Source organism: Porphyromonas crevioricanis, assembly GCF_900476255.1.
GTDB classification, from domain to species: domain Bacteria; phylum Bacteroidota; class Bacteroidia; order Bacteroidales; family Porphyromonadaceae; genus Porphyromonas; species Porphyromonas crevioricanis.
Window position 1 is genome coordinate 791,053 of the sequence record NZ_LS483447.1, and the last position, 18,681, is coordinate 809,733.

The 18,681-nt window shown below is 47.2% G+C and carries 11 protein-coding genes and 2 tRNA genes; 5 read left to right on the top strand and 8 right to left on the bottom strand.

Annotated features, from left to right (window positions below; all coding sequences use genetic code 11):
• Nucleotides 1-45: 45 nt before the first annotated feature.
• Nucleotides 46-444, bottom strand: a complete 399-nt coding sequence (locus DQN70_RS03610; RefSeq protein ID WP_023937996.1) for a DoxX family protein — start codon at nucleotides 442-444, stop codon at nucleotides 46-48.
• Nucleotides 445-763: 319 nt separating this feature from the next.
• Nucleotides 764-837 (bottom strand) — tRNA-Asp (locus tag DQN70_RS03615).
• A gap of 1,723 nt (nucleotides 838-2,560) precedes the next feature.
• On the opposite strand from DQN70_RS03615, the gene DQN70_RS03625 reads away from it, so the two are divergent.
• The gene (locus DQN70_RS03625; RefSeq protein ID WP_023939513.1) at nucleotides 2,561-5,425 is read left to right on the top strand and encodes a M16 family metallopeptidase; all 2,865 of its coding nucleotides are present in this window, start codon (nucleotides 2,561-2,563) and stop codon (nucleotides 5,423-5,425) included.
• A gap of 149 nt (nucleotides 5,426-5,574) precedes the next feature.
• Here the strand turns inward: DQN70_RS03625 and DQN70_RS03630 are convergent, their stop codons facing one another.
• From DQN70_RS03630 to DQN70_RS03655, 6 genes are read right to left on the bottom strand one after another with little or no spacing between them, the layout of a single operon-like run.
• Nucleotides 5,575-6,489 (bottom strand): ribonuclease Z, encoded by a 915-nt coding sequence (locus DQN70_RS03630; protein WP_036887407.1) that lies wholly within the window; start codon nucleotides 6,487-6,489, stop codon nucleotides 5,575-5,577.
• 16 nt (nucleotides 6,490-6,505) lie between these two features.
• Entirely contained in the window at nucleotides 6,506-7,183 is a 678-nt protein-coding gene (locus DQN70_RS03635; RefSeq protein ID WP_023936137.1) for a DedA family protein, read from the bottom strand.
• A gap of 30 nt (nucleotides 7,184-7,213) precedes the next feature.
• Nucleotides 7,214-8,917 (bottom strand): glutamine--tRNA ligase/YqeY domain fusion protein, encoded by a 1,704-nt coding sequence (locus DQN70_RS03640; protein ID WP_023939512.1) that lies wholly within the window; start codon nucleotides 8,915-8,917, stop codon nucleotides 7,214-7,216.
• 46 nt (nucleotides 8,918-8,963) lie between these two features.
• A complete protein-coding gene (locus DQN70_RS03645; protein WP_023936140.1) occupies nucleotides 8,964-9,890 on the bottom strand; it encodes an HAD hydrolase family protein in 927 nt (308 codons plus the stop codon).
• Entirely contained in the window at nucleotides 9,890-11,698 is a 1,809-nt protein-coding gene (locus tag DQN70_RS03650) for a TonB-dependent receptor (RefSeq protein ID WP_023939511.1), read from the bottom strand. The genes DQN70_RS03645 and DQN70_RS03650 overlap by 1 nt, the downstream gene beginning before the upstream one ends.
• A gap of 14 nt (nucleotides 11,699-11,712) precedes the next feature.
• Nucleotides 11,713-14,724, bottom strand: coding sequence for a tetratricopeptide repeat protein (locus tag DQN70_RS03655; protein WP_023939510.1), 3,012 nt, complete (start codon nucleotides 14,722-14,724; stop codon nucleotides 11,713-11,715).
• A gap of 152 nt (nucleotides 14,725-14,876) precedes the next feature.
• Between DQN70_RS03655 and DQN70_RS03660 the strand changes: the two genes are divergently transcribed.
• The 4 genes from DQN70_RS03660 (at nucleotide 14,877) to DQN70_RS03675 (ending at nucleotide 18,605) form a co-directional block, all read left to right on the top strand.
• On the top strand, nucleotides 14,877-16,421 hold the full coding sequence (locus tag DQN70_RS03660) for a LysM peptidoglycan-binding domain-containing protein (protein ID WP_081711880.1): 1,545 nt from the start codon (nucleotides 14,877-14,879) through the stop codon (nucleotides 16,419-16,421).
• On the top strand, nucleotides 16,405-17,100 hold the full coding sequence (locus DQN70_RS03665; RefSeq protein ID WP_023939508.1) for a porin family protein: 696 nt from the start codon (nucleotides 16,405-16,407) through the stop codon (nucleotides 17,098-17,100). Before DQN70_RS03660 ends, DQN70_RS03665 begins: the two co-directional genes overlap by 17 nt.
• A 37-nt stretch (nucleotides 17,101-17,137) precedes the next feature.
• Nucleotides 17,138-18,007 carry a DUF6263 family protein gene (locus DQN70_RS03670; RefSeq protein WP_023936149.1) on the top strand — a complete coding sequence of 290 codons (870 nt, stop codon included), beginning with the start codon at nucleotides 17,138-17,140 and terminating at the stop codon, nucleotides 18,005-18,007.
• Nucleotides 18,008-18,530: 523 nt separating this feature from the next.
• Nucleotides 18,531-18,605: transfer RNA gene (locus DQN70_RS03675), tRNA-Pro, on the top strand.
• The last annotated feature ends 76 nt before the right edge of the window (nucleotides 18,606-18,681 follow it).

Below are 18,681 nucleotides of genomic sequence, written 5' to 3' on the forward strand. Positions count from 1 at the left end.
AAGGTCATACAACTTTGGAAACACTGTGCACAGCCTGCTTGGGAGTTAATCCCATTTGTTGTTATTGGATAATGCATACTTGCCTCCTCCCATGAAGAAGAGAGATAAGGCCCCGAATAAAAAGAGTCCTGGTAGCTCGGCTATCCATCCTCCGAATTTATTCAGACTGAGGATGGAATAGTCTCCGATCCACATGATAGCTATGCAGTTGAGGACGAGGATTAGAGCTGCCAGTCTGGTACGATATCCAACAATGAGTAGTAGAGGTGCAATTACCTCGCCCATATATACGCCGAGTGAGATAGATGAGGGTAATCCTTTGGCTATGACCATGTTTTGGATGGGTTCGATACCTTCAATGATTTTGGCAAACCCATGAAGTAGCATCATGATGCCCACAGAGAGGCGTGTGACCAAGGATCCTAAATCTTTATTTTTATTCATAACGTTTATACAATCAACTGTTATACCTGCCTTTGGGGTTCGTAAGACTACTTATTTAGTTTGTAGAATAACTTACTACCTCCGAATCGTATCCGTGGTATATTAACAAGGATATATGGCTAAGAAGTTCAATTGAAGATAAATTTTGGGCTGTTGCTCTTTTTTTGTTCAAACTAAAAGTGGAATGAGAAATGCTTCTCGAGGTTGCAAGAAACATGTGTCGTAGGGGTGCCCTTAAACTCACAAGAGCTAATTTCTCACTGGTATGCAGAAATAAAGAAGGATCCTCCAAATGAAATTGAAGGATCCTTCTTCTTTGCGGTATGGACGGGACTCGAACCCGCGACCCCCTGCGTGACAGGCAGGTATTCTAACCAGCTGAACTACCACACCAGCTTCTGTTGAGGATTTCTCCCCTTTTGCTCTGCAAAGGTAGAGCAAATATTCTAATCCTGCAATACTACAGTGATAAATTTCTGTTTTGGTGTTGTTGGCTCTTTTTTATCATGCTGATTTACAGATGGATGTATGCCTATATCCCTGTTGTAAAATTGAGACGGGATCATCTTTCCCCTACTAATAGCACTGGTCTTATACAGCCCGAGAGGCATTTTCTTGCGAAAAATCGTTTGCATGGGGTCATAAATTCTCCAGCATGAATGGTGAAATTGTGAGCAAGGGAGAGCTGTCTTATTAGATGGTTCTGCTCTCATAGATTTGCGGAATTTGGCTTCGTCTGCTTATATCCTGTCGGTAGGCGAAAAGAGCCTGCAAATAGTTCGTCGCTAAGGTTTTTAGTAAGTTATAGCTTAATATACTGGAGAGGGTGTGCTATCGAAAATCTTTCGTAGCACGCCCTCTGAGTTTTTCTGGGTAGTGTAGCGAGTGTAGCCTCGTGGAGCATATTCAAAAAGAGAGTCGATAGGGAGAGAAAAACGAAGAAAGAAGATCCTATTCCTCGCTGTCAAAGTATGCAGATTTTGTAAAAACATACTTCTCAATAAAAGCCGGAAAAACGGAGGAAAAGGAGAGCATAGAGACAAGTGAATCTATTCCCTTTTTATGGGTTTTTATTGGCCTCCCAGAATGCCGATGAATAGGGCGTTCTGGAGGGGTCGAATTTTTCTCCTGAGAGAATTTTTGCTAACACAGGAGAGAGCAAATTTTTTCTCAGGAGAGAATTTTCGTTCTCTCCCGTGTGAGTAAAAAACGACTCCCGTCAGCATCAAAAAAGGGAGGAAAAAACCAACCAAAAAGCCTCCAATCCGGACACAAAAAACAGCTTGTAGTAATAATATAAATAATGATAGTAATACATAATATAACACTGTTTGCGAGGATTAAATCAGGAGCTTAGCAAGCTATATGTGCGATGCTCCCTCTTCTGAGTTTAACACCTTTGAGAAAGAATTTTTTTCACAAGAGTGTATCCTCTTTTTCTCCAAAACGTCCACTTAGGGGAGGAATAGAGATGTGGTTACTTGATAAGCATTATCGGAATGGGTAGTATAAATAGCTCACGATGAAGGTTGCACAAACACATGAGTGTCAAATCATTACATTTTATGCCTCATGTGATAAAGACCCGATAGTTGCTCCACTGAAAAAGACTGCTTCCCCAATGGTCTGTAATAGTTTCTGCTATGCCGGGATTTATCACCAAGGTCTATTATCCAGTGCTTTCTTGTGCCTTGTCTCACAATTGTATGCTGTGAGCTCCAATTTTCCGTGGAGAGGTAAGGGTGATGGGGAGAATGTCAGAACGAGGCATCCATGAGAGTAAGAGAAAAGGAGCCAGTAATTTGGGGAGAGGCAGGTTATGAGTCTGAGGTCTGGAGAGCTAAGGCAAAATTGTGAGAAGAACCTATGTAATGCCCTTTGTTGAGAGGAGGTTTTCGGCAGTGGAGATCTGCCTTTGCAATGGGGAAAGTAGCCCCAGTTTTAATGACAAAAAGATTGCTACATTTGTGTTCGTGTAGGTTGTACTATATTAACCATACACGGGTATGCTCTGATATGGCTTGGCGTAGCTATTTGCGGGCAATAACCCGAGTCGTCCTCGGGGGATTTTTTGTTTTAGATATTATTCATTCATCCAAATTAAAAACAATAGCGTATGAATCTAAGAAAAGTATTTCTGGTATTCGCTTTGGCTCTCTCTGCTGTTTTGCCGGTATCTCTGTCGGCTCAGCAGATGCAACCACTACCCATTGATACTGCCGTTCGCCACGGTAAGCTACCCAATGGGCTTACCTATATCGTAAGGCATAATGCCAACCCCCAAAAGAGGGCTAACTACTACATCGCACAAACGGTAGGCTCTATTTTGGAGGAAGACAATCAGGCTGGTCTGGCCCACTTCCTTGAGCACATGGCGTTCAACGGAACAAAGAATTTTCCTGGGAAGAACTTGATCAGCTTCTTGGAGCGTATCGGTTGCCGCTTTGGTGCTGACCTCAATGCTTATACAGCTTTTGATGAGACTGTGTACACGATCATGGATGCTCCTACGCAGGACATCAATGTGGTAGACAGCTGCCTCTTGATCATGCACGACTGGAGTAACAATATCACACTTGATGGTAAGGAAATAGATGAAGAAAGAGGTGTGATACACGAGGAATGGCGTACCCGTGACAATGGAGATATGCGTGCCATGACTTATACTTTGGAGAAGGCATTCCCCAACAACAAGTATGGCAAGCGTATGCCTATTGGTACGATGGAGGTTGTGGATAATTTCCCCCACGAAGACCTTAGAGCTTACTACAAGAAATGGTATCGCCCAGATCAACAATGTGTGATTGTAGTAGGGGATATTGACCCTGACTACGTAGTGAAAAAACTCACAGAAATATTTGCCGACATCAAGGCTCCGGAAAATGCTGCCGAGCGTTATTATGTGGAAGTAGAAGATAATGAAGAGCCTATCTCCATTATTGCTACTGACCCCGAAGTGACCAGCACCAGAGTGCAGATCATGTATAAGAGGGATATAATGCCTCGTGAAATGAAAGCAACTGTAGCAGGCTTTATGCTCAACTATCTGAATCGTATCGCCTCCAGCATCATCAACGAACGTTTCATGGAGATGATGATGAAGCCCAACGCTCCTTTCTTGCAGGCCGGAGCTTATCAGGGGCCGTACATGACTATCGCAAAAACTAAGGACGCTCTCAACTTCATTGCTATCGCACGCGAAAATGAGGTGAAGAAGTCGCTTGATGCTTTGGTGGCAGAAATTATGCGGATTAAAAAGTTCGGTTTCACAGCAGCCGAATACGACAGAGCTCGTACTAACCTGATCAAGTCTTTTGAGAACTCATACAATGAGCGTGGTAAACGCACGAATGGTAGCTATACCGAGGAATACAAGAGTTTCTTTATTGATGGTGGCTATATCCCCGGTATCGAAACCGAGTATGAGATGATAAAGATGATGGCTCCTCAGCTGCCTCTGGAGTTGGTAAACAACGCTATTAAGGAATACATTTCCGTAGACAAGAATGTCGTACTGACTGTAACCGGCCCTAAGAAAGATGGTATCACTTATCCTACCGAAGCCGAATTGACAGAGATGTACAAGCAAGCTACCAAGCAGGATGTAGAGGCTCCCAAGGAAGAGGTGTCCGATACCAATTTGATGGAGAGAGCTCCCAAAGGCGGTAAGATAGCCAGTGTGAAAAAGAATCAGATGTATGGTGCTACCGAGGTGAAACTCAAAAATGGTGTTACAGTCTACTTGAAAACAACTGACTACAAAGATGATGAGGTACAGTTGTATGCTGTTAAGAAGGGTGGGTCTTCTCTCTATGGCGAAAAAGATGCATTGAACGTAAAGGTCGTCAATGATGTATTGGATCTTGGAGGTCTCGGTAAGTTTGATGCTATTGCTTTGCAGAAAGCCCTTACTGGACGCTCTGTGGATGTATCTGCTTCTGTAGATCTTCACGAAGATAAGATCAGTGGTTCCAGCACGGTCAAAGACTTCGAGACCATGATGCAGCTTGTCTATCTTACTTTCACTGACATGCGTGAAGACCAAGATGCCTACGAAGCTCACAAGCAACGTCAGGTAGAGCGTATCAAGAGCGTCAAGACCAACCCTCTCTATTCTCTCAGAGATACTATTGCGTATGTGTTCTACAACAATAATCCTATCATCAAACCGCTTAATGAAGAGGATTACGAGAAAATAGACTACAAGCGAGTAATGCAGATTGCCAGAGAACGCTATGCTAATGCCAATGGTATGCAATTCTTCTTCGTTGGTAATATCGATGAGGCTACGATGATCCCTCTTATCGAAAAGTATATCGGAGCTTTGCCTTCCAACAAGAAACAGACTCCTAAAACCAATGAAGACAAGAAGCTGACTTTGCGCAAAGGCAAGATGGATCTCTTCTACAAGAAAGATATGGATACTCCTATGGCTCAGATCTATGATATGATCCATGCTCAGATGCCATACAACTTGAAGAATGTATTGGTCATGGATGCTCTTGTAGCAGTGCTCGACCAATGTTACACCGCCAGCATTCGCGAAGCTGAGGGCGGTGCATACAGTGTAGGCGTAACTGGTGAGGTTCAATTTGATCCGATGAACGAAGCTTACATCTTGGTAAACTTCCCCACCGATCCTGCTCGTGCAGACGAAATGAACAAATTGGTCTATGTAGAGTTAGATAACATTGCCAACAATGGTCCGAAGAAAGAATACCTCGACAAGACCTTGGTTAATATGCGTAAGAGCTACGAAGAAAACTTGCGCAAGAATGCTTATTGGCTATACAACCTCAAGCGTTACTACACAAGAGGAGCAGATTGGGCCGGTATTTATCTCGATACACTCAACTCAATCACAACAACTGATTTGCAGAACTTTGTGAAGGAGTTTATGAAGCAAGATAACCGCTTGCAAGTAAGACTTTCTTCCACAAAGACAGAAGCAGAAAAAGCTGCTAACCAACCAGCTAAGTAAGCCTTGCCTCGGGAACCTTTCGGGTTATCCGAACTTGTAAAAAGTTTGGGCAACCCGAAAGGTATTTGAGTAATACAGAAAAAGCCCGACCCTTCTTGTTTGGAGGGTCGGGCTTCTTACTTTTTAGGTCTGCCGAAAGAGGAGGGAGCTCAGATCTCGATTGTCATACCTTCGTTGGCTGCGATTGTATTGGGGAATACGGAGCGTGCCTCTTGTAGCAAGCCACTCTCATCCGTATACCTGGCTGAATAGTGGCCTATCAGCAGCCGTTCTGCTTCGGATAGTTGTGCAATGCGTGCTGCCTCTTTGGCCGTACTGTGGCAGGTTTCTATGGCTCGCTTGCATTCACTTTCCATAAAAGTCGCTTCGTGGTACAGCAGACTGACTCCTTTTATCTGCTCTATCAGCTGGGGATGGTAGGCTGTATCGGAGCAGTATGCGTAGCTTTTCGGGGTGTTGGCAGGCTTGGTCAGACGACTATTGGGGATGAGAGTCCCATCCGGACAGGTGTAGTCAGCTCCGGCTATGATGTCTTTTCTTAGGGATACGGGGATTTTGTAGAACTCGGCCATCTCTGCAATCAGGTGGCTCTTCTGTGTTTTCTCCCTGAAGAGGAAGCCGGCACAGGGGATCCGGTGGTTCAATGGCAGGGTATGCACCTCGAGCGATCGGGTTTCTAATATGCAAGCCATCTGTTTGGTGTCGTGCGGACAAATCTTTACTTCGTAGGGTAGTCTGTCGCAGAAGAATTTGAGTATAGGCTCTAAATACAGCTCTATACCCGAGGGACCGTGAATAAAGAGAGGAGCCGTGCGTCCGAGCAACCCCATGGAGGAAATGATACCCGGCAGCCCGAAGCAATGATCTCCGTGCAGGTGCGAAATGAAAATATGCACCAAGCGAGAAAAACTCACTCGGTGCTTACGCAAAGACAGCTGCGCTCCCTCTCCGCAGTCTATCATGTAGAGTTTGCCTCTGTGCTCCAAGATTTGGCAACTGGGCAGGTGTTTGGTTGTTGGGGCAGCTGACCCACAGCCGAGGATAAGCAGTTCCATTGTTGCTATATGGCCAAAAGTTTTTTTAGTCTTCGGTCACAGTGTTTCCTGCACGAGGCTGTGCTTTCTTGCTATGCTTACGATATCGACGAATCCAGTATATCAGCCCGACAACCAATACGATCCCCAGGATGCCGAAGCCTATTTCATGGCTGTAGACCGATACCTTGTCGATCAATTGTCGTTCGGTCTCTATACCGGGTACTTGGGCTAAGCCATAGCCCAAGGCAGCCAATATACTGTTCCACAGGCCGGCTCCTATCGTGGTGTAGAGCAGAAAAGGGAGGAGTTTCATCTTGGCAAGACCGGCTGGGATACTGATCAATTGACGCACGGCTGGGATAAGACGACCGATGAGCGTGGAGATAGCCCCGTTCTTGTCGAAATAGACCTCTGCATTGTGCACTTTCTCCGAGCTTAGCATGAGAGCTTTGCCCAACTTACTTCTGGCGAAAGCGTACACTACGGGCCGGCCAAGATAGCGAGCCAAATAATAGTTGATCACTGCTCCTATGTCTGCGCCAAGTGTGGCAAACAGGACCACTAGATAAACATTGAGATCGCCCCCACCGGCTGCTTTGAAAGCAGCTGGTGGGACAACTACTTCACTTGGGAATGGGATGAAACTCGACTCTATGGCCATCAACAAAGTGATAGTCCAGTAGTTGAGATGATCCAACGCCCATTGTATGATAGCTTCCATATACAATACCTAAAGATCGTGGCTGGTGGATTATTCTTTTGCTACCACTTTCTTCCATGTATCTTTCAGCGATACAGTGCGATTGAATACCGGCTTCTCTTTGGTCGAATCGATGTCTGGAGAGAAATATCCGACTCGCTTGAATTGGTAGGAATCTCCTGCCTTGCCTTGCAACAAGAATGGCTCGGCCTTGCAGTTGTGCAAAACTTTGAGTGAATCGGGGTTGAGCAATTCGGCCAGCTCTTTTCCTTCGACAGCGGAAGGATCTTCGTCAATAAAGAGTCGATCATACAGACGCACTTCTACATCCACGGCGTCGGTACAAGAAACCCAGTGAATGGTACCCTTGCATTTGCGAGCCGAATCGCTTCTCCCACTTAAGGTCTCGGGTAGATATTCTGCATAGACTTCTGTCACATTCCCCTGATCATCTTTGGCACAACCGGTGCAGCTAACGATATAAGCCGATTGTAGGCGAACTTCTCTCCCTGGGCTGAGGCGGAAATACTTTTTCGGAGCATCTTCCATAAAGTCTTCTCGCTCAATGTACAGCTCTCGGGCAAAAGTTACTTTGTGCGTACCGGCTGCTTCGTCTTCCGGATTATTTATTGCATCGAACTGTTCGGTTTGTCCTTCGGGGTAGTTTGTTATGACGAGTTTGATCGGATCCAGTACGGCAGCCACACGTGTAGCTCTCTTGTTTAGATCTTCGCGCACTGCATGTTCCAACAAAGCTACATCGATCATACCATCGTATTTGGTGTAGCCGATCTTGTCTATAAAGTTGCGTATTGCTTCAGGTGTATAGCCACGTCTTCTGTAGCCACAAAGAGTAGGCATACGGGGGTCGTCCCATCCGGCTACCAAGCCCTGTTGTACCAGAGCTAGTAACTTACGTTTGCTCATCATGGTATAGGTGAGGTTCAGTCGGTTGAACTCGTATTGCCTGGGGCGGTAGTTGCTCTCTTGTGGCTTGAGAAGGTCTATGAAATAGTCGTAAAGCGGACGATGTGGTACAAACTCCAGTGTGCAGATAGAGTGTGTAACCCCCTCGAAATAATCGCTCTGCCCATGTGCAAAGTCGTACATGGGGTAGACATGCCAGCTTGTGCCGGTACGATGGTGAGGTGTGTGTATGATACGATAGATAATGGGGTCGCGGAAGTGCATGTTGGACGAAGCCATATCAATTTTGGCTCGCAGGGTCATCGCTCCTTCGGGGAATTCGCCTGCATTCATTCTCTGAAAGAGGTCGAGACTTTCCTCCACTGGTCTGTTGCGGTAGGGGCTGTCTGTTCCGGGAGTGGTAGGTGTCCCTTTCTGGTCAGCGATTTGTTGGCTGGTTTGTTCATCTACATAGGCATGCCCTTTTTTGATGAGGTCCACAGCAAAGTCGTACAACTGCTGGAAGTAGTCCGAAGCATAGTACTCATTGCCCCACTCAAATCCCAGCCATTTGATGTCCTCACGTATGGCATCTACATACTCGACATCTTCTTTGGTGGGATTGGTATCATCGAAGCGTAAGTTGCATACCCCGCCATATTTCTGAGCTATACCGAAATCCATACATACGGCTTTGGCGTGCCCTATATGCAGATAGCCGTTAGGCTCCGGTGGGAAGCGAGTCTGCAGGCGTCCGTCGTTGAGTTTTTCAGCCAGATTTTTCTCTACAATTTGCTCGATGAAGTTGAGGCTTTTGCGTTCTTCTGTTTTGTTTGTTTCGTCGCTCATATGGCGTATTATTGTGTTTACCGTTGTTTTCGTACTTGTTTTGCTTCTACCTGCGCTTGAGGATGCTATTCAGGACTCTTATGGTGGAGATCAATTTACCACTGCCGATAGAGTAAACCTCCACGGTCCAGACATGTGTAGACCTGCCCTGATGCATGATGCGAGCTTCTGCTCTGAGGGTATCTCCGACCAGTGCCGAAGATACGTGATTGCCACTTACCTGTATGCCGACTTGCAGCTCATCCTCTTCGCATAGTACCACAGAACCCAAGCCTGCCAAAGTCTCTGCCAGAGCCAAACTGGCTCCACCGTGGAGGATACCCAATGGCTGACAAGTACGATGATCTACCGGCATAGTAGCTTCTACATATCCACGCAGGATAGCTGTACACTCGATCCCCAACTGTCCCATCAGTGTGTTTGGAGCCAGAGAATTGACCTCCTCCGGCGTGTAGGCCACATCGTCGTATGGGTGGAATACGAACTTGTGCAGCATATGTGCCACTCCATCCTGATCGTTGGATTTGGTAATGTAGTCGGCGCAGGCTTTTACTTGTTCAGCTGCATTGGCAACAGCCACACCCAAGCCGGCCATCTGTATCATTTCGACATCGGAAGGGGAGTCACCCACTGCGATCAGTCCTTCTCGCCCGAGATCTAATTTGTCCAGCAGGTGGTTAATGGCATTGGCTTTCCCTTTGACAGGATCTTCCGAGAAATCTATTTGGGCCTTCGTTCTGCAGTTGTATAGCAAAGTCCCTCGCTCAGGCATGAGATAGCCACTGAACTCATCCAGACGGAGCTCGGCTGCCAAATCGAGCATACGCTCCAGAGGACGCGCAGAAGTGAGAGCGATACGTATCCCCAGTTCACTCTCGGCTTGTATCAGTGATTCTTTGTTGGCTGTGGACAGGCGACTTTCGTTATCCAGAAGCGTGCCGTCTACATCCAAAACAATTAGATTGTACTTCATCAGAAATTGATATTGGCACCTGCCATTACTCCGGCTCCCGGAGCGGGATAGCCATAGTGGTGACTGTAGTGCGTGAAAAAGATGTTGCGACCGATCGCATAGAGAGCAATGCGATTATTAAGATAGTAGTCCAAACGGGCGTTCATCAATTGTATGTTCGGAAGCCTGGAATCTTTCAGGCCTCCTTCCTGAGGCTGGTTGTATTCTATTCCGCCCACAAATGTGTAGTCGAAGCTCAATTTGAATGGTTTGAGCGGTTGGTAATACATAGAAATAGTAGCTTCTACTGAGGGTTTGCCGTCTACGATGTCTTTTTTGCTACTCCTGTTCCATCGTGAGTATTGAGCCTTGGCAGAGATACCCCATATACCACGGATAGAATATGAGAGGTGACCTCCGAAGCCCCACATGGAGACATTGTCGTAATAGGGTGTAAATCCGACATGCTTACGGAAAGCTTGGTTGATAAGGGCCGAGCCATTGTCCTGCATATCTGCCGGTCTGAATAGATAGTAGTGATCTATCTTTGCCAAGTCTGCATACAGGCCCAGGTTGAGTCTTTGAGTGATAGCTGCACCTGCACCCAAACGAGCCTTGTATCGTACACGAGAAGGATCTATCACATATTCTGGAAGCAGGTAGGGGTTTTCTCCACTTATTTGTCTTAGATTGTTGTGCAGCAGTCCTCCCTCAGATTCTGCATAAATACGGTAGGCATCGGCAAATGAGATAGAAGCATCGAGCAACGGATAGAGGAATATCTTGGGGCTGACTCCTCCATTGATACTTGCTCCGAAACCTCCACGGATACGGATTTCGGTGGTGCCAACGGAGGTGTCCAGATTGAGGTAATGTTTCCCACCTGCGAAGTATAGCCCTCTTTCGCTTCGTTTGACATTGGGGCGGGCATGCAGATCCAGTCTCTTTTTTGGGGAGAGATACACCACACCTGCATCGGCATCGACATGGAAAGATAGGTCTCCCACCACTCGACGACTTATCCCCAGCTCTGCCTTAGGATAGTGCTCTACCAAATCGTAGTTTTGTCCGGAAAACTGTGCAAATCGTGTATGGTAGCCATACATCAGACGTAAGCTGTAAGCCCAGTTGTCTGTGTCGTTTGCTTGGGAGCTCAACCCTGCCTTCACTCGCACCCCATGCTCCACGGCGTGGTCTTTGGAGTCGTATCGGAAATTCTTTGTTGATGGGACTATCTGATTTAGATCGGGCCAGACACCGTAGTAGTTGTAATAGCGATGACGATAGTCCGCAGTCACGCTAAGAGAGGTTTTCTCAAAGCGATGTGTGTAGAGCCCCGACACGTCGGTAAGGCTGTTTCTGTCTTTGGTCTTTACAGCTTTATCGGCATCGGTCACATCTTCCAAAGCAGAGCGATGATGAAGGTCGAAATACAGCTCATCTTTCTCAGTATTCAGTATGCGGTAACCAGCATCGGCACGGAAGCGGTAGAGAGTCCCAGCCCCCAACTCCAAATACCCACGGTGAGGAGAATGGATAAACCGCTCCGCTATGGGACTTACGTGCCCATCTATGTTGGCAGGGAGACTCGGGGCATAGTGCATCTGGAATTTCAGCGGAGTGGCTGAGAACGGACGCACCTGAGGAGCTTTCGTGCTCACCGAAACGGGAAGCCCCTTTTCAACGGGCACAGAGATAACCTTGTCAGTAACTACGGTGAGCTCTCTGCGTAAAGTATCGCTTTGCCCACCTCTCGGGTTTTGTGCATGGAGAGTGGCGGAGGCTATGGCCCAACTCAAGGCTATGTAGGTAACAGTGCTTCTATTCATTGATTTCGATAGTCTTAATTCATTTTAGATAGACGGCTATTGATCATCTCCTTGATGTCTGCTTCTTCCCCACTGTAGTTTTTCTCAAGGCTCAGCAGGTACTGCTTGGCTGTCTCGGGTTGTCCCATTTTGATGTAGATATCTGCCAACAACACAAACCCTCGGGCAAGCCAGTATTGCTGAGGTGTACTTTGCTTGATAAATTTGTCGCATAGAGACTTAGCTGTTTGCAGATCTCCCACTTCATACTTGATTTGGGCAAGAGTAACCAGAGCTTCAGCCCCAAGAGCTGTGTCTGTTTCCTTACTTATGGGGTGCAGTAAGGTAACTGCTTCGGCAGATCGACCCTTGGCATGCAGAGCCTTGGCCTCAAAAAGAGAAACTTCCTTTTCGTCCCCTAGCTTACCCGAAGACTTGACTTCTCTTGCTATAACGAGCAGGTCGTCGTGCCGTTGCAAGAGATAGGCAGCCCGTATGGCCGATACTGCATAGTTGTTATAGGCCATTTGGGAAGTTGCAGATTTGTAAGCATCGCTGTAGAGGGCGAAGGCTTGAGCATAATCCCCCTTATCCATGAGAAGCTGCCCCAACAAGCCTTGTGCCTCGGAACGGATCTCCGGCACTACATCCTGGTTGTTGAGAGTAGCCAACACTCGGGCTGCTTCGTCTATGCGAGATTCTTTTTGATAGGTCTTTGCCAAATAGAGACGAGCCCTGTTTGCTTCGGCTCCCTTGGGGTATTTCTCGAGAAATTGCTCGAACGCAACAGCAGCGTTGGCCGAGCCATTGTTGAAGCGAGTCATAGCTTGCTCGAAGAGAAGTTTGTCTGTCTGTGTCAGCTCGGCTGCATAGTCTTTTGCCCCCACTTGCTCTACGTAGCTTGCGTACTCTTCGGCTCTGTCTGCCTGTAGGTAGATTACTCTAAGATCCGAAAGAGCCTGTCTGGCCTCATCGCTTTGTGGGTATTTCTCTATTACTCCTTTGTATTGCACGATCGCACGATCGGTCTGCCCATTGTGGTGGTAGAGCATTGCCAACTCCAAGCAGGCCATTCTACCCCAGCGACTTTCCGGATAGTCACGGATCACTTTTTGCAGAGAAGTCTCGGCCGTAGAGAGTGGCATACGCCCTACTATGGCTGCACGACCTTTATTGTAGAGTAGCTCAGCTGCATTTTCTGCTGCGGGGTATTGGCTCAGATACTTGTCTATTGTAGCCATTTGCTTGTCGTACTGCTCTTTGTAGCCATAGATTTCCGACAATCGATACAGAGCTGTGGCTCCTGCTGTGGGGTGCTGCTCATAGGCCGTCCGGTACATCTCTGTGGCTTCATTCATTCTTTTTTGGGCATACAGACAGTCACCCATACGAGTGCGAGCATCGGCAATTCTCTCGGTGGAGACTCCCGGAGTGGCTACGAAATCGGCCAAGGCAGCATAAGCCCGGCCAAACTGTTTTTGATTGAAAAGGGCATAGCCCAATGTGTAGCGAGCATTGGCCAGATTGTCATTCCCACTGCGACCAAAACGTTGCACATAAGCCAATGCGTCCTCGGCTGCCGAAGGGTAGCGGTCGGATTGGTACTTGGCTTGGCTTCGTCCCAGAAGGGCTTCGGCTGCATACTGAGAGGAGGTATCAATGTCCAATGCTTGTGAGTAATAAGCCTCGGCTTCTGAGTATCGGTGCTCTCCCATAGCCAAATCTCCCAAACGAGCCAGTATATACTGCTTGGCAATGCGGATAGACTGCGTCGGCATCTCTATCCTGTTGATCGAGGCCAAGCTTGAGGCATAATCCTTGGATGTGTAGTAGGCTTCTGTAAGGAGTAGAGCAATGTCGTCTCTGTATTTAGACTGTGGAAAGTTTCTCAAGAATCGCTCCGCAGCATTGACTGCCTGTCCGAAGCTCGAGCTGCCTGACTGTCGGAGTGTTATTGCCATATTGTAGAGGGCAGCTTCGCGTATATCTGCTGTGGCCTCGGTGTTTCCCTCCACCTGTTCAAAGGCCAGTACGGCTTCCGTGAAGTTGTTCAGCTCTATTTTTGTTTGTCCCAGATAGAGAGCTGCTACTGCTGCTGTGAGGTCACTGCCAGAAGCTGCAATGGTGAGAGGCCTTTCGGCTTCGTGGTACTGCCCCATACGGTATTGGGAGATACCCAAGGCGCAAGCCAGTTCAGGCTCTATACTCTCATCGCTCGAAGCGACATACGAGCTCAGTAACCGAGCCGAATTGTCATAATCCCCAAGGTGAAAATAAGACATTCCGGCTGCCCGCTGTAATTCCTTGCGAGATCGCATATCGGGTCTGGATTGCCACAACTGCTCGAGTGTACCCACGGCTGTGCTCCATTTGCCTTCGGCAAAGTTGATCTGCCCCAAATATCCTTCGGCCTCGTCTGCCAAATCTTCCGGCCATGCAACCCCCAGCAAAGCCCGGCGCGCTGCATCGTATTGCCCTTGTTGGAAGTCCAATACAGCACCGTAGAATCGGGCTTGTTTGTGCCAAATGCTGTTGCCGTCTCCCACAGAGCCGAGTAAGTAGCGTATGTCTTCGGCTTTTCTCTGTTTGTCGGGTATTTGCATCATGGCATAGGCCTGACGGACTTTTACCTGTATCTCTTCCTCGGCACGCAGTGCATGCGGTTCTATGCGACCATAGAAATATACGGCTCGCTCATAATCTCCCTGCGTGAGGTAAATCCCCCCCAATAGAGCGTATGTCTTGGCCCGGTAGGGACTATCGGGATAGCGTTCCAGATACCGCAAAAGAAGGACATCGGCATCGGCTCTCCCCATCTGTGCTTCAGCTGCATTTCGGTAAAAAAGAGCTTCGGAAAAATCCAGCTCCTTCTCTTTTGAGGCTTCTATGTAACGATCGAGGCTTGCGATGGCAGCTGCATAATGTCCTTGTCTATAACGAGCTATACCGTCAGACAGGTCTTGTTGTTCGAGGTATTTATTGGGTTGCTGCGCAGATAGGGCGATGGCCTGAGTTGCGAGCAAGACAGTGGTGATCAGTCTCTTCATATCTCCTTCTATCGATATTATCCTTACCTACAAAGATAATCAAACGAAAGTTCGCACTAAGTAAACAGAATAAAAAATACGCAGTATGGCCTTTCTTTGTTTTCTATACCTTTGTTACGTTATAAGTATCAAGTACAAGTATTTAGACAGACGTGGTTTATAGTAAACACAGATGGTGGATTGGGGTGCTTCTTTGCTTTTGCATCCTGGGAGGATTTGTGCAGCAAGCAGAAGCACAGAGTAGTAAATACACGGTGAAACCGGAAGATACGATCTATGGTCTGGCTCGACGCTACCATACGACACAAGAAGAAATCTACCGATTGAATCCCTCTTTGGCCTCTCGTGGATTGAGGGCCGGTGAGGTGATTGTATTGCCCGATGGTAAGAATACAGCCAATTCCACCTCTTCTGCTCAGCTCTCCAATGGAGGGAAATATATCAAGCACAGAATAGCCAGAGGGGAAACGCTCACAGCTATAGCCCGGCAATATGGAGTATCCGTAGCCGATATATTAAAGATCAATCCCGAAATCAGTGCCGACCGCTATCCAGAAGGCTTCATTTTGTTGTTGCCCGGTGGTACCAGTACCTCACACAATGACCGTGTGCGAAATCAAGCCGAGAGTGTACCCGAAACGAATATATTCCATAATCCCATATCGCTGGGTCGTGGTCGGGTAGATACTCTGAGGGTATCAGTCATTCTCCCATTAGGGAAAAATGCCCCCGAGCGTTATGTCCTCTTTTTTGAGGGCTTTTTGATGGGGATAAATGATCTGAAGAAATCGGGTATCTCCACCATTCTGCATGCCTACGATGCGGATGGTTCTTCGGAGGTCGATCGTATATGCCACAGCGGAGCTCTACTGGGAGAACATTTGGTGATAGGAGGTAGCTCTGATGCCGAGATCAGCAAGCTGGCAAATTATGCTCGGCAGCACCGGCTTAATTATGTGGTCCCTTTCAACTCTCAGATAAGCGATGATGCCTCTTTCTCCTCTCTCTTTAAGCTCAATCCGAAGCAGGAGAGTCTGTATCCGATGATTTGTAAAGAGTTTGTTCGCAGATATTCCGGCTACACAGTCATTATTGCTGCAGTCTCTCCGGATGAACAGGAGGACCCCCTTATTACTCCTCTTGAGGCTGCTATTCGCCAGGCTGGAATTGCTTGTCACAGGCGTAAGGTAGAAGACCTGGGGAGCCTTGACAGTCGCACATTAGTCCTCCCACGATCTTCCTCGGGACGTGGGTTGCAAACGCTACTCTCACAGCTGGAGACAAGCCGCAGCCGTTGCAAAATATTTGGCTATCCTGAATGGCAGGCTCAAAACAAACAGACCTTGGAGAAGCTGGCCAAATACGAGACCACATTCTATTCTTCTTTCTTTTTTGACCCCTCGGATATCGAATCGAGTCTGTTCCTGAAGAAGTACAATGCATGGTACAACCACAGATTGGTGGAGTCTTTCCCGAGATACAATGTCTTGGGCTATGATGTTGCTCGATACTTTGTTCGTGCCACAGCTTCCTACGGCATGGATTTTTACAACTATTTAGCACAAATCCCCTCAGATGGTTTGCAATCGGATTTCCATTTTGTTCGTCCGAAAGGTTCGTCCCTGTTTATCAATGGCAATGTTTACTTCGTTACACTTCGTGCGGGGCAGAATCCGCTGCGTGAATCCATTTTCTGAGAGCTGGAGGAGAGCTTTCTCCTTTCGCTCTTTGCTGCTTATTACGCTGTGCGTTTTAGGCTCTTCCCCTGGCTTTGGGCAGAAGAGTAAAGATTTTACCCCGAGCTACTATGTGGGAGCCGGTGGTGGCACATCGTTCGGTGCGGTCTATTTCTTTCCTACAGTCAATCAGGATATCCATATGGGCTACATTGGAGGGCTGGTCTTCGGTGTGGATGTGGAGCCTTATGCTGGAATGCGAATGGAGATCAACTACAATCGAAGAGGTTGGGTAGAGCGTTTCGAGGCTGAGCGCAAACTGAATTATAGCAAGAGTCTCGAGTATATAGAGGTGCCCCTGATGTCGCATTTCTACTACAGGGCAGGCAGTGTAGGCTTCTTCTTAAATGTGGGCCCTCAAATCGGCTTGCGCATAGGTGAGCATACGGAGCGATCGGGTAGTGGCTTTACCGAGCAAGAACTCAGGCGTATAGATCAGGCATTGGGCGACAAATTTATGTGGGGACTTGCCGGTGGTCCGGGCTTCTTCGTTCGCTTGGGAAAGCTCGGTCAGTTGGAGTTGGATGCCCGTGCTTTTTTTAATTTCAGTACTGTCTATCCGATCGGTCGTAGCGAACCGTATGGCAGAGCAAACGAATTTGGCGGATATGTCAAACTCAATTATTTCTATCGCTTTTAGTTTTTTTAGTTCAAACCATAAAACAATCATTTAACACATGACAATCAAAAGAACCATCCTTCTATTCGTTGCTGCCATGGCAATAGCTGTGGGTGCTTCGGCACAACAGAAGTACAACTTGCGTCTCAATCTAGCTGACAAAGCAGCCTATACAGTCTCCACGGAGCACAACAACAGCTCTACTGTGAATGCAGCAGGGCAGCAGATGAAGCTCGGACAGAGGATGAAAGTCTCTACAAAAATGTCCTACGACAAGTTGTCGGACGGTAATTTCCGTTGCACAATGACGATCGGTCGAATCGACATGGAAGCCGATGCAATGGGGCAAACTATGCAAATCTCGTCGGCAGATGCCACAACGAATGAGCAAAACAAACTCTTCAAGGCTATTGTAAATAAGCCGATCTACACCACTCTTTCTCCTCAGGGACGCTCCTTGGGTAAGGAAGATGTGAGCCAGATAGAGCAGGCCGTGGAGTCGATAATGCCCAATCTTGGCAAGGCCATGGCTGAGCAAATGCGCAGTCAGGCTGTCACTAATAACTTCTATTTCCCCAATCATCCGGTAGCAGTGGGAGAGAGTTGGGTTTGCGAGCTAAGTAATAATTTGCCAACCATGGCTGGTAAAGGAGAAACCCTGACCGTGAAGCAAACAATCAAATGCACACTGAAAGAGGTAACAGACAAATTCTTCGTCCTTAATACTGTAGGGGATATTATCACAAACGAAAATGGAATAGAGCTAAAAGGGCTCCAGGAGACCAAACTGTACATAGATCGTAATACTGGTATTGTTGATCATGCCACAGTCAAGGCTAATTTGGGAGGCCATGTATCTCAGATGGGGCAGGAAATGGATGTAAAGAGCATTGTTTCTGGCAAAGTAATAGTAAAGCCTGTCAAATAAGGAGTGTCTGAATTGTCAAGACTTCTGATTTCAGAGCTTGACCAAGTTTTTTTGATAAGGTGCTGTGGGCAAAATTCGATTTTGCTCACAGCACCCATTTAGGTGCGTTAGAATGCGCAAAAAGCAAGGCCCTAAGACTGGGGCTGAAGGGAGTATACCGGAGTATGGAACCGAAGTCCAATGTTGCAAGTAACACAACAGTTTGTGTATTATGTGACACACCACCTTTTCTGATGTAAGCCCCTCGAATTTCTCTATCAAGATTGTTGCATAATTATGCTTCTCGTTGCATTATTCAGGCTACTTCGATTGAGAGGCGTGTACATGAAAGATTAAAGTCTCAGCATTCACTCCTGTATTCTGCGAAGTTCGGCCAAGAAGAGACTGTTGAAACAGTCTTTTGGAGAGATATGAGATATAGACGAGGGAGCATAGACAATCATCTCAAAAAAAGAGCTATTGTGCTGCTCACAAGCCTTGCAGAAGAAAAATATAGTTGTACCTTTGTCAGCGGTTTTACCAACGGGGTGTAGCGCAGTCCGGTTAGCGCATCTGCTTTGGGAGCAGAGGGTCGAAGGTTCGAATCCTTTCACCCCGACGATTTGAGAAAGGCCTCTGCCATTAGAAAGTCTTAGTGCTTTCCGATGGCGGAGGCTTTTTTGTGAGATCCTTGT